The sequence below is a fragment of the Methylomonas koyamae genome (assembly GCF_001644025.1).
GTDB lineage: Bacteria > Pseudomonadota > Gammaproteobacteria > Methylococcales > Methylomonadaceae > Methylomonas > Methylomonas koyamae_A.
Map to the genome: position 1 here is coordinate 17,374 of NZ_LUUK01000162.1, position 13,827 is coordinate 31,200.

A 13,827-nucleotide genomic window follows, 5' to 3' on the forward strand; every position below is an offset into this window, starting at 1 on the left:
TTTACCCATTTCTCTCTGGAGTGATTTTTTTACTGGTTGCGCCAATTTCAAGCGTTATGTTCCCGAAGTGTTTAGTAGAGTAGACCTGAGTACTTGCAAGACTATTATAATATTGATAATCGTAGCTATGTCCTTTATGGTCAGAAACGATGACATACTGTGGATTAATGTGTGCAAACACATCTTTTTCTATATTTGCTGGACTGCCGTGGTGCGGCGCTAAGAACACGTCAGCCTTCAATTCGTTTTTTCCGTGGTGAGCAAGAATGTCCTGCCATGATTCCTTGGTTGCATCACCTCCAAGAAGGATTTTTATGCCTTCATGCTCAATTTTTAGAACATAACTACAATGATTATGCTCACCAGTTTCCTTGGCCTTTTTTATCAGCGCGTTAGATGGTCCAAGAACTTTTAGATTATCATCTAGCCAGTAATTTAAAGACTCATGATGCTGGCGAATTTTAAGAACCTTTGGCTTTTCGGCTTGTTCTCGAATATTTTGATACCTTATCCAATCTTGCTTATTGTAACCACCCAAATGCATTTTATTAATATCAACATTTTTATCATGATCTGTGTCCCAAAAATTAACAATGTTCCGTTTGATAAACAGCTCATCTAATCCAGACATATGATCCATATCCGGATGCGTTAATATGAACCTAAATATATTTTTATTAGGATAATTTTCTTCTAAAAATTGAATTGGGCATTGCAATATGTTCTCATCTTCATTTCTTGAGTTATCAATATCGACTACCGTCAAATGCCCACTAGGAAATTTAATTACAGTACAGTTACCCTTCCCAACATTCAAAAAATGGATTTTTAACATGTCATATCCCTGCGTAGTAATAATAACCAACTCAAATAGCAAATCATTTCCTCGTAACTCCATCTATGTATGGCTGAACATCTGCTCGATTCTTCAATATGATTTGTTGTGCGATGGGATTTGAATCCGCGCTAGTCTTAAGCCCCAGCCGCTTGAGAGTGTAGAACAAAAATGCTTGCCGGCATGGCAACCGAGCTTCACCATTTTCCATACCGTAGTCGAGCTCCAACACACGCTTAGTGGCATCAGGCAGGTCTGGGTGAGGAGCAAGGACGAGCGGAACAATCGTGTGCCATTCAATATCATCGCGGGGATCAATTTCGCTTTGATTCGAAATCTCGATAGCGAGTATGCGGGCCAATACAAAGTCACTGAATCTTTTTTTAGTATGACAATAAGCTCGTACATGCCATCTAAATCCATCATAACCTAACGCGTGAGGTGATAGTTTGCGTTCGCTAGGCTCTATTGAAGTCATAGATTGATAAGTAGTATTTACGACCAGTCGGTCTTGAATGGCACGTACCAATATTGCAACTGTTGCATCGTCAATTGATCGGGGAGGAATGGGAGCAACATCGACTTCAACACCAGTTCCGATATAGCTTACTGAAGATTCGATTACGCCATTTTTCATAGCGATGAGCTCGGCCAAATAGCTTCTGGCTGAGCTTCTTAAAAACTGTGGCTGAAAAAACGCAGTAGCCATATAGGTGCGGGAACTAGTGTCGTACACCAAATTTGACGGAGCTAGCTCCGAATATTTTGCAATATCTAATGAAGCTTGAGGAACGGAAACTCCAAATTGCTGCATAAGATCCTTACGGTTCAAGCATCCTTCCCACCGAAGGCGAAAATCAATGAACTGTAGCCGACTTTCCTGCCCCCAGTTTGTGTTTTGTTTTCGGTCTGATTGGCTCGTTATCGGCATAAAAAGTAGACGGATATAAAAATTAGACGCATAATAATTATACCCATGCTATCTAGTTTTTTCAAGTTGACTCTTAAAGTCTAAGGAACTCTACCGCTATGCCTACTACTGTTACTTTCTTCCCCGTCGATAATGGGGACATGACACTCATCCGGTTTGGTGATGCTGACAAATCTGCCATTCTTATTGATTGCAATATCCGTGAACCCAAAAACGGGATTCGTGATGTTGCAAAGGATCTTAGGGAACGACTAAAGAAGGATGAATATGGTAGACCTTATGTCGATGTGTTTTTGCTGAGCCATCCGGATAAAGATCACTGCCTTGGTCTGGAACAGTATTTCTACCTCGGATTGCTCTCAGATTATCCTGACGATGAAAAAGATTACAAAGATAAAAAGATTGTTATTCGTGAAATATGGTCATCTCCACTTGTATTTCGACGTGCGAGTAAAAGTCATACGCTAAGCCCAGATGCGAAAGCCTTTAACACGGAAGCTCGCCGACGTGTGAAAATCAATCGAGACAAGCAGTTCAATGTAGATGATGGCGACCGGATTCTAATTATGGGGGAAGACATTGAAGGAAAAACTGATGATCTTGAACCTATTCTGGTAAAGATCAATACTACTTTTAACTCAATTTGCGGCAAAAAATCCGTTTGGTTCTCTGCGTTTTTGCTTGGACCATTGGAGGCAAACAGCGATAAGGACGAAGAAGAACTGCTTGCCAAAAATCAGTCCAGCGTAATCGTCAACTTCACATTGGCGGCAGATGTATCCACATCTGATGGTGCAAAATTTCTTACTGGTGGTGATGCTGAGGTTTACATTTGGGAGCAACAGTGGAAACGGCATAAGCACGAAACGACGGTACTTGAGTACGATCTGATGCAAGCGCCTCATCATTGTTCCTGGCATTCCTTATCTAACGAAAGTTGGTCTGATACAAAAGGCAAGGCTAAGGTTTCTCAAGATGCCAGATCAGCGCTATCTCAAACACGTTCAGGTGCAATAATCGTATCGAGTTCCAAAGCTATCAAAGATGATGAATCGGATCCGCCTTGTATTGGTGCCAAACGTGAGTACGAATCTATCGTTAAAGATGTTGACGGCATTTTTTATTGCACGGGAGAGTATCCTAAAGAGACAGCAGTTCAGCCTTTGGAATTTACAGTTGGTAAGCAAGGTATCCAGCCACCTGGAAGGTTCAAAAGCGGCAGCAATAGTTTCAGGCGCAAGTACCCCGATGCCTCATGGCAGCTGGATATGAAACCTATATTTGAAGACGCTATTATGCAATTGCAGCGTCATCATGGGCTGCAAATTTGTAATGTAACAGAAGACGATACAACATGTATCGTTGATGTAAACATCAAAGTTCCGCTACCTAGTCGAGCAAAGGTTAACGGCAAATCCGTTACAGGTGTTTTAGCCGTTGAACCTTGTGTCATTTGCTTTACTAAAGATTGGCCTTTAAAAGCCCCATCAATCAAACTTAGAAAGGATTTTCCGCTAAACCTGCCACATATTAATCCGCATAAACCGGGGCATCTGGTTAGCCCGTGCTTATTTGAAGGTTCGCTAGACGAAATGCTTCACCGCTTTGGTCTTGACCGAATCGTTGATCAACTCATCGAATGGTTGCGTAGCGCAGCCGCTGATCAACTTATAAATATGGAACAAGGCTGGGAACCCACTCGACGGGATGATTGTCCCGGTACAATAGTTTTTAGTGCGGAGAAAGCAATTGCAGAAGTGCCGATGGATGGGACAATCCTTACAGTAAACGGGTTTTATGTTTCCGTGGATGATCATGTTCATGGATATTCAGAATTGTTGCCGAAAGAAGCCAACTTTACGCAGAATATTTGTGAAATTAACACTGGCAAAGTAGTTAGTGGCAATATTCAGATGTTTTTAGCTAGAGCTGTAGATGCCGCTCGATTTCCGCAAATCGTGTCAACCTATCAACCTGAATCGGTGCATGATCTAGATTCTTTGAAAACTCGAGCACAAGAATTAGGTATCGATATAGATACATTACTTGAAAAACTCGATACGTATTACCGCTGCTCGGTCATGCAGGTTGATCAAGACTGTAGAAGTTGGAGCCAGGGTCTTTTGGCCTTTGTAGTTTTGCTGGTTCAACGTCCCGCCCAAATTGTGGGTTCGCCAGGGCGTGATGTTGAGCTATTGCCTTACTTAATTCGTTACGAATTATCTTCCAACCCATTAGCGGAACGGAAAGCCGAAGTTACTCCGGCATTCCATACTCACATTTTATCTCCAGCTTTACTAACAAAAGCATCGGGAATTGACCCGGTTAATACCTCTATTCCGATCGTTTTGCTTGGATGTGGAAGCTTAGGTTCAAAAGTGGCACTTCATATGGGGCGCGCAGGGTTTGGAAAACTGACTTTTGTAGACAACGAGTCATTGTCGCCTCATAACTTGGCTCGCCATGCAGTCATAAAGAATCCTAGTGTTTATTTACCGAAAGTTGAATCAATGCAAGATGCATTTAGGCAGCTTTCTCACAATAATACTCGTGGATTTGATGAAGACATAACACAAGTTCTTCTTCAGCGAGATCACTTTAACGAGGTTATAGGTTGTGAAAGTGGTGTTATTCTTGATACAACAGCATCGCTTAAAGTGCTAGTGGCTGAAACAATGTCCGAGCAGCTCGATTCTTCCTCCATGCGATTGATTCGAAGTTCGATGTATGGACAGGGTCGTTGTACTGTTATCATGTTAGAAGGAAGTGATCGTAGTTGCCGTGTCGATGATCTTGTGAGCTATTTATTTGATCAATGCCGGGAGAATGTGACACTCCGACAAGCAATCAACGGCGAAAGATCCGACCCGACCCGCCTATTCGTTGGTGATAACTGTCGGTCACTCACGACTCTAATGCCAGATAGCAAAGTCTCCAAGGCAGCTGCGCTTGTTACAGAACAAATACAGAATTGGCTTGCCGATGGCCTACCTACCGAAGGACATCTCATATTCGGTGTTGAAGAGCCAAACAAAATTGGTATTCGATGGTTTGATATCGTCGTGGAACCGAGTATCGTTCTCGAGGTAAACGATGATGGCGGTTGGCATATCAGAGTTTTAAATCACGTTGCTCAAGCAATCGATAAAGATGCTAGACATTGGGGTAACATAGAGACTGGCGGCGCGATTCTTGGGCACGTGGATTTTCAAACCAAAACCATTATTCTTGCAGGACTGGTATTTGCACCACTCGACAGTGTGAGAGAGCCTTTACGTTTTGTACTTGGAACGGAAGGGCTAATATCGGCACTACGTCAAGCAAATGAAGATTCCATCGGTTACTTGATGTTTGTCGGTACCTGGCATTCACATCCGATGGGCGGAAGCCATTCTGGTATCGATAAGGCGACATTGCTGAAAATTGCCCAAGATGCCGGTGGACTTCCTGCGGTTTCTCTCATATGGACTCCGAGTGGATTCAATTGTGCAGTCGAAAGGTGGTAATCAGAAACGTCTGCGAGATTGCAAATTCCGAAAAAACGGCCCGGCATTCCGATTGTAAAGCCGCCACCAGTTTAGATTCAAACCCTGTCAAGTTTTGAACGTCTTGGGTCGGGCCATAACACGACATTCAAAGAACTTTGGGTATGGCGGCAATAAATCCGAAAGCAGTCGTTTAGCCCTCGCACTTAGGCGCACTGCAGATCAAGCGTCACTGGCAACGTCTTGTTATCACTCAATGCCGCGGGCCTCGATTGTGCTTGGTTCGGCGATCTCTCAGCGTGTCCTCATTGTTTCGCAAGTAAAGGCTCTTTCGTGCATGGCCCACGTAGCGACTCGATACCGCAGTGCTGCCAGCTTTAAGATTCACTACCTCGAACTGCCCAGTATGATTCCCAAGAGAGCTAACTATCACGTCGCCAGTTTTAGTCGTAAATAGTCTAACGTCGTGCTTGTGAAGAAGTTCCCGAATTTCTGGTTTAGGGTGGTCAAATTGGTTACCGAAATTCGATGTAGCTATTGCCAGCGTTGGCCTCACAGCTTTTAAAAAAGCAGAGGTCGTAAAGCCATTATCCGCACCATGATGGGCCATTATCATGACATCGACCTCGGAGTTGATTGTACGAGCTCTTCTGAGATACGCCGAAATTTGTGTTGATTCAACATCCCCCAAACTCAACACATTGAAGCTCCCACTTCGGAACTGCTTCACTGTCGAATTATTATTCGCGGTCTCGGAGTCGATTTCCTTGGGCCAATACATAATGTTGTTGTAGCCGTAGTTCGATGCAGTATCTAAGCTCTCTATGTACCTCGGGGTAACTGCCACTACTCTCGCCTTCGCCCTGTTCCTTTTGTAATTTTCTATGATTTTTAGGCTCTCCTTTCCGCAATCCGTATGCGGTAGATAGCCAGGGTACTGGATCGTTTGCGGCTTAAATTCGTCAAGAATTTTCTCGAGCTGCTTTGGCGAGCAATGATCTTGATCCCAAGAGGTGATGTGAAGGGTGGTAATGTGATCAAACCCGCAAATGCCAAGCTCTTGCTTGATGCTGTCTTCATTCCCATCACAGTACCTCCCTTCGATAAGGACGAACCTATTCCCACTGGCGTAAGAAAAGGAAGAACCCGCTGACTCAAGCTGGTACGCTCGAAATCTCGTTCTAACCGATAGAATGGTCATGGTGCCATGCCACTCTTTTCTTTATGCAGCGTCACTCTTTTGGTGATGTACTGGGTTTGCTTTCGAAATGCCAAGCTAAACAAAACTAGAAGTGCGATAAGAAGTATGTAGTAGTTAAAGGCTCCAAACTTTGGCCACGTCGCGACAGCTGCAGTCCAAGCGCCCGTGCCTACTAGACAAAGCGCCAGAGCGACAACACTTCTGTAGGAATTGCTTGTTTCCAGCAATTGTTCAATGAGCTTGTCAGCTGCAGACGCAGCGACGTAGTCACTGTAATCGGCATACGTAACAAATCCTGTCTTTTTCATAAGCGGCTCGACGACAACAGAGCTGACTCTGGAAATCACCATTCCGCAAAAGTAGTAAAGAAAAGCGGCTACGACGAGATCATCTTGGATCAAGGACAGGCCGAAAAACTTGGTGGCAACAAAACAGTAAATGACGCCCGGAAACAAGTTTGTAAAGATGTTATACGGCGATAGCTTGTCGATGACTTTATCCATACTTTGGGTCACTTCCCGAGATCAGAATTTGAGTGCTAATTTCTAAATTCACTGGACCTTGCGCGGTTTCATGCGCAAGGTCCGGCGGATGGTGGCTTGGTGGCATGCCAACTGAATGACCTCTGCGCCCCGACGGAGGGAGCGAGCCCATTGATCTACAACTTGTGTGCCGATTGGTGATCGGTCTCGACCTAGCAAGAACTCATGCGCGCAAGCTTCGTGCGCTTCAGCAGAATCCACTGTGACTAGCTCCGTACTGATCATGCGGCTAAATGTAATGTATGAGACATCAGATGCCCAATAATCTCGTGCATTTGTCGTATAAATCTAGTTGTTTATACTAGAAAAATCGATTTTATCTGCAAGTTTAAAATCAACATCCAAAGTATTGGTAAAAAATACAACACTAAGGACTTACAGAAAACCATATCTTCCCAGACACTTTGGCTTCTAGGCAATCAATTCTGGAATTTTCTTTAGCTTCGATCAGTCGGTCTTATATCTGTATTCGGGCTTGAAAATTCGAGGCGATCGCCGTCGATCACTCACGTCCTATAACCGAAAGCTGCGTTCGACATTAAATGATATCCGACTTGGCGAGATCAAGTTTCATATTTGCCATTCATAAGATTTAAATGGCTCCAAAAAAAGCACTTGGCAAACGATCATTTTCACTCTGTTTTGATTGAAAATTGTTAGGCAACACGGCTTCCCAGTGGGAATATTCTTTTCTCACTTTAAGTAGTTCAGCAAGAATCCAACAATTTGGAATTATCGGATCAGAAGATAGGGAACTATAAGTTCTCACTTGATCGCAGATCAGAAGGCGCAACCCATTGATATTTATATAAATATCAACATGGTACGTTCAATGCATTATACATCTCCGTCGGGCCTCAACAGCCACGGCCAACAAAGTGGGTACGTGCAGGCTACTTGGACGTACCCAAGAACTAAAAACCAATTCAGGAGATGTTTATGTCATCGTTAAAAGACCAACTAACCACCCGTATCGCGGCCTATGATCACTGGGCCTCTCGTCGTCAATATGGGCCAGATGGTCACAATGACCGTAGTTTATGGGTCCTTGCTTGTATGGACGAGCGTCTACCCGTTGATGAAGCCCTCGGAATCAAGGTGGATTCGCCGGTCGGCGGTGGTGATGCCCACTGTTTCCGTAATGCGGGAGGGATTGTCACCGATGATGCAATCCGTTCAGCGATGCTGACCTGCAATTTTTTTGGCACCAAGGAAATTGTCATCGTTCAGCATACCCAATGCGGCATGCTTTCCGCTAACGCGAACGATTTGGAAAAGATGCTTCGTGCTAGAGGGGTCGATATTGATTCGTTAACGCTAGACCCGACTTTATCAGAACTTAAACTCGATAAAGGCGCCTTCGCTAAATGGATTGGCATGATGGATGATGTTGACGAAACCTGCATTAAAACCGTTGAAACATTCCGTAACCATCCATTAATTCCGAAAGATGTATTAATTAGCGGTTGGGTATGGGAAGTCGAGACTCGCCGTCTGCGTGCTCCAACTTTTGATGCGCAAAAACGGGCTCGCACTGATGTCACCGCTGCTCAATTCGGTGTTACCGCCAAGCAGCCTTCTCGCTGGTCAGCCTAACCCTGATTGGGAAAATAACTGATCTGCTTCAATCTCGGAGCACTTTCCCGGGCGCAAGCCCGGGATCGATCAAAACCCCATGCGTACTTTTTAACGTCTTAAATATTAGAGGTAATGTTCTATGCCAACCTATGATTACCATTGCGGAAACTGCGGCTCTGATTTGGAATTTCGTCATTCCGTCAACAGTAATGCACCCGAATGCCCCCAATGCGGCGGCATCATGGAAAAAAGAATTTTATCGGCGCCTGCCGTTCACGGTTACATGGCTGTAGGCAGAAACCAAGCAATGGCTTCGCTTCAACGCCCACTCGAAGAGGCTAGTCATCGTCATGGTCCAGGATGTGGATGCTGCGGGGGACATCACCACGCAACTACCAGCACGGCATCCTCTCCATCTGCCGCTTGATGCGGCGTCTGGATCTCATCGCTGGTTCGAGAATAATTCAGGCCAACCTCTCATGAGCACACTTGTTTGGATCATCATTTTCACCCTCACTGGAGGCCTGCTCAGCGTCGGCGCGGCAGGCTTATTTTTACTGATTCCAAATCGCTACCACCCACGAATCTTACCTCATGGGCTTAGTTTCGCCGTTGGGGCCTTGTTGAGCGTCGCTTTTTTGGATCTCCTGCCGGATGCACTACGCACTGCCGGCGAAAAGCATGCACAAAGCTTATTGGCTACGGTTTTGGCTGGCATAATCGGTTTCTTCCTATTGGAAAAATTGCTGCTTTGGCGCCACTGTCATGCTGGCAATTGCGTTGCTCATAACAGGGGACGTTCCCATCGGTCGGCTGGTCCCCTGATTATTTTGGGCGACGCCATCCACAACTTTGTCGATGGCGTCCTCATCGCGGCGGCTTTCCTTACGGATACACATCTGGGGATCATTACTAGCATTGCGGTAACAGCTCATGAGATCCCACAGGAAATAGGTGACTTTGCTATTCTGATTGAAAGCGGTTACAGCCGTACCAACGCATTACGCTATAACCTGATGTCCAGTCTATCCACACTGGTCGGAGGAGTACTGGCCTATTTCAGTCTGGCAAATCTGCATGAAATGTTGCCCTACATATTGGCCTTAGCCGCATCAAGCTTTTTATATGTTGCCATAGCCGATCTTATCCCTAGTCTCCATCAACGTAGCGCTACAGCAAAACAACCGGCATTTCAGCAAATTGGCCTCATTACGTTCAGTATTTTTCTGGTGTATTGGATTCATGGACAAGCCGAGGCTTTCCATGATCGACAAGGGGCGGTTGAGACTAAAACGACACGACCGCTAGAATCTGGACCTGTGTTGGAAGCAAAAATAGCCCATGCTCCACTAGGCGAAAATGAAAAATACCGTATTTGATGGCAATGAAATATTTCTTTATTTTTCCGATTTTAATTTGTTCAACTTTAACTCCTTGTGCAGCCATGCCGACTTCAGACGAGGTTTTAAAGCTCATTGGCCTGCATAGTGATCAACTATCAAAATTAAATAGTGGAGAACCCATCTCACAAGAAATAAGCGAAGGAAACGAAAAGGAATTGGCGACCATTACTGCAATTTACCTAGAATACCCTTTGCAGTCGGTGACTGAATTTATTAAAAATAATTATATTTCCGTCATGCATGGCGACGTTTTGGCCCACGGCAGAATTCCAGAAAATGCGAGCACAGATACATTTAAAGCGTTTTATTTTCACGAAGCGCAGACCTCTGAAGCGTTGGCCTTATTAAACGCCGAGCCTGGCGATCACCTTAATTTGTCAGCAAGTGAAATAGAAGAGTTATCTGAAATCCGGAAAAAGCAACACGACGCTAAGCAGCAAGATCTGCTCTTTTCGATCTCCAAAGTCTATCAAAAAATACTTTACAACCGCTGGCGTCAGTACAAAGATCATGGTATCGAGGGTATTTCGGAATATTCCAGAGAAGATGAAAACGTCAAACCAGGCCTGGAATTAAAAGGTGCCTTGAAAAGTTGCAAAGTTTTATCAGGTTTATTTGCCGATTTATTCAATGATTTAAACAATTATCCTAATCATTTTTCCTTAGGCGTTGAAGAAAGTTACTACTGGTTAAATCGAGCCCTAGAAGATAGACAGACCGCTATATTGGGACATCATGTTTTTCAAGAAACAAGTTTGGGGGTAATCGTTGTTGATAGGCAATTTTATGTTAGCCATTCTTATAATACTACCCACGATATACTAGGTGTGGTGCCTTACTTGAACGGAACCTTGATCTTTCATGCGGTCCGTACGTCTACCGATCAGGTTTTAGGCGCTGGTTCGATAATACGACATAGTTTGGGGAGAAAATTTCTAAAGGCAGAATTGCTCCATCGATTATTGAAGCTCAAACAGTCCGTAGAACGCGATCAAAGAACTGAAGATAACAGATTTCAAACAAACCTTTGGTTTTTTGCGGATTATTCAGCATAGAAAGATGGATGCCTTGGTCAAGCCCATTTGAGCCCACAAAGTTAAAATGCCCTCTTTTAGATTAGTTGTTCAGGCACAACCCCAGGAGCTTAATGTATGTCCGACACCTTATTGCCCGAACTAAGTGCCATATCTTTCCTACAGATGTTTATTACCCAAAGCGTCAAACTGGCGGGGCAATACAACAGTGAAAGAGGGACGGCCAATCATATCCAAGACTTAGGATTGACTGCCAGCAGTTATCTTGAAGCCCATGCCCGCCGTCAATTAGGATTGCCCGGTAAAATCACCCCCGAACAATATGTGTCGATCATTACACATATCAAGAAACAAATTGGCGGAAGCTTCTCCCCGGTTCCAAGTGACTCGGCAGGCTGCTTATGCGTGGAAAACTTCCATTGCCCATTTGGCGAGAGCGTTAAGGAGGCACCTGAGCTGTGTCGCACCACCGCTTCGGTATTTGGTGGCATTGCGGCCCGAAATTTCGGCTATGCAAAGGTAGTACTCAACAAGCGCATTGCCACCGGTGACGGGAAGTGCGAAGTTACGATCTACACCGATCGTGAAGCCGCCCTGATTGAAGAAGGTGACGAATATTTCAACGAAGGCGGCATGATTGTTTCGCGCTCAGCCATTGCCGAGGTCGCCGCGCGCGTTTCGGAAAAAATGGCTCAAACATGGAATCCAAAGGCTGTTTCGGGTCAGAAGCGCGGATTGGATCGGCCGGAGCTAATCGCCGAATCCGAGGTGATGCGCGAAGCGTTGCAAGCAGTGGAATTGGTTGCCCCCACTTCGGCTAATGTGCTGATTAACGGCGAGACCGGTGTTGGCAAAGAAGTAATCGCGCGAGCCATTCATGCGCTGAGTAATCGTAGCGAACATAAGTTTGTAGCGGTTAATTGTGGCGCCATTCCGGAAAGCCTGCTCGAAAGTGCCTTATTCGGCCACGAAAAAGGCGCTTTTACCGGAGCGCACGATCTCAGGCGCGGTTTTTTTGAGCGAGCAGAAGGCGGCACCCTTTTTCTCGACGAAATTGATAGCTTGCCGCTCCTCTCTCAAGCCAATCTTCTTCGTGTCCTCCAGGAAGGCGAATTCGAGCGAGTCGGCGGTGTGCAGGTTCTGCATAGCAACGTTCGTATCATCACCGCCTCGAACCGCCCCTTGCTCGAACTGGTCGACCAGGGGAGATTCCGCAAGGATCTGTATTATCGGCTTAACGTCGTTACCATCCGCATATCGCCTTTGAGGGAACGTCGCGAAGATATTACTGCATTAGTCAATTATCTGTTGAAACAAATAGCCCATCGTTATGGCAAGCCGCCGAAGGTTTTGAATAACGAAGCCTGGCAGCAGATCATGGCCTATGAATGGCCGGGAAATGTTAGGGAGCTGGAGAATGCACTGGAACGTGCATTTTTGTTTTCGCCCGGACAAATCATCATCAAGGTCGGCGTAGACGTAAGTCCTGACGGTGGTGTTTTGAGGGACGAGAGAAACCTACGCGGCAAAAAACGGTTGGCCGCTAGCCAAGTTGAGACGAAAACCTTACAAGACGCCTTAGCCAAACACAACGGCAATGTCACTGCGGTAGCCAATGAGATCGGCATAAGTCGCCGCGCTGTACACCAGAAGTTGAAACACTACAACATCGATGCAGGAGTTTTTCGGAAGTGATAAATGTCACTATCGTTCACCACAACCTTATCAGAGAGACCAATCGTATGAAACATCTTAGCCACACTATTTATTTAGCTTCTATATTGGGCTTTTACCTTTTGATGAATTCTGCAGTCAATGCCGATGAATCATCAGCAAAATTTTCGCGCGAACTGTTATTGAAAAAATACGTTTCACTTCCAGCTAAGGAAATTGATACTAATGTTATACGGGTGCGATTTCCCAAAGGCTACAAGACACCATTGCATACTCATGAAGGCCCAGGACCGCGCTATGTACTCAGAGGAAGATTGAAAATTGAGGATAGCGGTCAAAGCAATGTTTTCGGTCCAGGTGAAGTGTTTTGGGAAACCGGTGCTGAAATGACGGTAGAGAATATCGGAAAAAGCGAAGCTGAAATTATTATATTTGAGATGGCTTCCGCTAAGATTGACGCACATTAACAGCTTAAAAAATGGTTTTGATAGAGGTAGATTAATATGAACGAGAAAAGCGTTTTACAGCCTTTATCAGCAGCACGGATAAGTGATCAACGGGCTCAGAATTTTTGGTCTGGATTTCTCTGCCAAAACGTATTCGGTTTTCGTGAACGGCGCTTCGTTGGGAACTTTCGGATTCAAGAGCAACGTGATATATACATCCTGAGGCGCGGCAGTCTTTTCCCAAGTCGAATTCATGATTCGCCGCACCTTTCGACGCGGCAATATGCTCGGACAGTTGAGCATTGGCTGACATCGATTGCTCTTGATTCGGTTGCCTAGCAGTCCCCAGCCACCGAAGAACTTCTTATCGTCTGAACTGAATGACCAACACATGTCTTCACCGGCGGTATTAATGGTGTCGCCAAGGATCAGAGTGCTCTTGTCATTCACCCTTGGGATTTTGGTAAGAAATTCATTCATCATGACCGGCCTCCGCGCAAGCTTATATTAGTGCGCATGCTGGTAATCACCGGATTCTTGCGATCTTTCGACAATCCGGTCCAATGCAAATAACCGCGGAACGGGGAGTTGATACGTGAACCCAGGCTTTGCGGTTTCTGCCAAGTGCCGTTTTTCTTTTCGACTTTCCAGATACGCAGTCCTGAGTCACGCCGGACCGCTGATAACTGAAACAAATA

Annotated in this window: 12 protein-coding genes; 7 read left to right on the forward strand and 5 right to left on the reverse strand. The window is 45.2% G+C overall.

The window, feature by feature from the left end; translation table 11 throughout:
* Position 1: 1 nt before the first annotated feature.
* The gene (locus A1355_RS11650; protein ID WP_157197860.1) at positions 2-835 is read right to left on the reverse strand and encodes a ComEC/Rec2 family competence protein; all 834 of its coding nucleotides are present in this window, start codon (positions 833-835) and stop codon (positions 2-4) included.
* A 43-nt stretch (positions 836-878) separates the two neighbouring features.
* Positions 879-1,667, reverse strand: a complete 789-nt coding sequence (locus tag A1355_RS11655; protein ID WP_231883642.1) for a helix-turn-helix transcriptional regulator — start codon at positions 1,665-1,667, stop codon at positions 879-881.
* Between the two features lie 197 nt (positions 1,668-1,864).
* Here A1355_RS11655 and A1355_RS11665 point away from each other — a divergent pair, with 197 nt between their 5' ends.
* A complete protein-coding gene (locus A1355_RS11665) occupies positions 1,865-5,272 on the forward strand; it encodes a ThiF family adenylyltransferase (RefSeq protein ID WP_231883643.1) in 3,408 nt (1,135 codons plus the stop codon).
* Between the two features lie 232 nt (positions 5,273-5,504).
* On the opposite strand, the gene A1355_RS11670 is transcribed toward A1355_RS11665, so the two are convergent.
* Both A1355_RS11670 and A1355_RS11675 read right to left on the reverse strand, forming a co-directional pair.
* Positions 5,505-6,452: a ComEC/Rec2 family competence protein gene (locus A1355_RS11670; RefSeq protein WP_064028230.1), complete on the reverse strand. Its 948-nt coding sequence runs from the start codon at positions 6,450-6,452 to the stop codon at positions 5,505-5,507.
* Positions 6,449-6,955, reverse strand: a complete 507-nt coding sequence (locus A1355_RS11675) for a hypothetical protein (RefSeq protein WP_064028232.1) — start codon at positions 6,953-6,955, stop codon at positions 6,449-6,451. Before A1355_RS11675 ends, A1355_RS11670 begins: the two co-directional genes overlap by 4 nt.
* Before the next feature lie 978 nt (positions 6,956-7,933).
* On the opposite strand from A1355_RS11675, the gene A1355_RS11680 reads away from it, so the two are divergent.
* The 6 genes from A1355_RS11680 (at position 7,934) to A1355_RS11700 (ending at position 13,150) form a co-directional block, all read left to right on the forward strand.
* Complete coding sequence (locus tag A1355_RS11680) at positions 7,934-8,590, forward strand: beta-class carbonic anhydrase (RefSeq protein WP_064028266.1); 657 nt, start codon at positions 7,934-7,936, stop codon at positions 8,588-8,590.
* 121 nt (positions 8,591-8,711) lie between these two features.
* Positions 8,712-8,999, forward strand: a complete 288-nt coding sequence (locus A1355_RS26610; RefSeq protein WP_082885504.1) for an FmdB family zinc ribbon protein — start codon at positions 8,712-8,714, stop codon at positions 8,997-8,999.
* Between the two features lie 52 nt (positions 9,000-9,051).
* Positions 9,052-9,951, forward strand: a complete 900-nt coding sequence (locus A1355_RS11685; protein WP_082885505.1) for a ZIP family metal transporter — start codon at positions 9,052-9,054, stop codon at positions 9,949-9,951.
* A gap of 5 nt (positions 9,952-9,956) precedes the next feature.
* The gene (locus tag A1355_RS11690) at positions 9,957-11,030 is read left to right on the forward strand and encodes a hypothetical protein (RefSeq protein WP_157197861.1); all 1,074 of its coding nucleotides are present in this window, start codon (positions 9,957-9,959) and stop codon (positions 11,028-11,030) included.
* Positions 11,031-11,126: 96 nt separating this feature from the next.
* Positions 11,127-12,704 carry a sigma 54-interacting transcriptional regulator gene (locus A1355_RS11695; RefSeq protein WP_064028238.1) on the forward strand — a complete coding sequence of 526 codons (1,578 nt, stop codon included), beginning with the start codon at positions 11,127-11,129 and terminating at the stop codon, positions 12,702-12,704.
* Positions 12,705-12,751: 47 nt separating this feature from the next.
* Positions 12,752-13,150 carry a cupin domain-containing protein gene (locus tag A1355_RS11700; protein WP_064028268.1) on the forward strand — a complete coding sequence of 133 codons (399 nt, stop codon included), beginning with the start codon at positions 12,752-12,754 and terminating at the stop codon, positions 13,148-13,150.
* A 66-nt stretch (positions 13,151-13,216) separates the two neighbouring features.
* Here A1355_RS11700 and A1355_RS26125 read toward each other — a convergent pair whose 3' ends face one another.
* Positions 13,217-13,612 (reverse strand): hypothetical protein, encoded by a 396-nt coding sequence (locus tag A1355_RS26125; RefSeq protein WP_064028240.1) that lies wholly within the window; start codon positions 13,610-13,612, stop codon positions 13,217-13,219.
* Positions 13,613-13,827 lie beyond the last annotated feature (215 nt).

Bases quoted from the DNA above. Each gene is read 5' to 3' on its own strand.
- A1355_RS11690 (WP_157197861.1), top strand. From the start codon at position 9,957: ATGAAATATTTCTTTATTTTTCCGATTTTAATTTGTTCAACTTTAACT.
- A1355_RS11665 (WP_231883643.1), top strand. From the start codon at position 1,865: ATGCCTACTACTGTTACTTTCTTCCCCGTCGATAATGGGGACATGACA.
- A1355_RS11700 (WP_064028268.1), top strand. From the start codon at position 12,752: ATGAAACATCTTAGCCACACTATTTATTTAGCTTCTATATTGGGCTTT.
- A1355_RS11675 (WP_064028232.1), bottom strand. From the start codon at position 6,955: ATGGATAAAGTCATCGACAAGCTATCGCCGTATAACATCTTTACAAAC.
- A1355_RS11670 (WP_064028230.1), bottom strand. From the start codon at position 6,452: ATGACCATTCTATCGGTTAGAACGAGATTTCGAGCGTACCAGCTTGAG.
- A1355_RS11650 (WP_157197860.1), bottom strand. From the start codon at position 835: ATGTTAAAAATCCATTTTTTGAATGTTGGGAAGGGTAACTGTACTGTA.
- A1355_RS11680 (WP_064028266.1), top strand. From the start codon at position 7,934: ATGTCATCGTTAAAAGACCAACTAACCACCCGTATCGCGGCCTATGAT.
- A1355_RS11695 (WP_064028238.1), top strand. From the start codon at position 11,127: ATGTCCGACACCTTATTGCCCGAACTAAGTGCCATATCTTTCCTACAG.
- A1355_RS26125 (WP_064028240.1), bottom strand. From the start codon at position 13,612: ATGATGAATGAATTTCTTACCAAAATCCCAAGGGTGAATGACAAGAGC.
- A1355_RS11685 (WP_082885505.1), top strand. From the start codon at position 9,052: ATGAGCACACTTGTTTGGATCATCATTTTCACCCTCACTGGAGGCCTG.
- A1355_RS26610 (WP_082885504.1), top strand. From the start codon at position 8,712: ATGCCAACCTATGATTACCATTGCGGAAACTGCGGCTCTGATTTGGAA.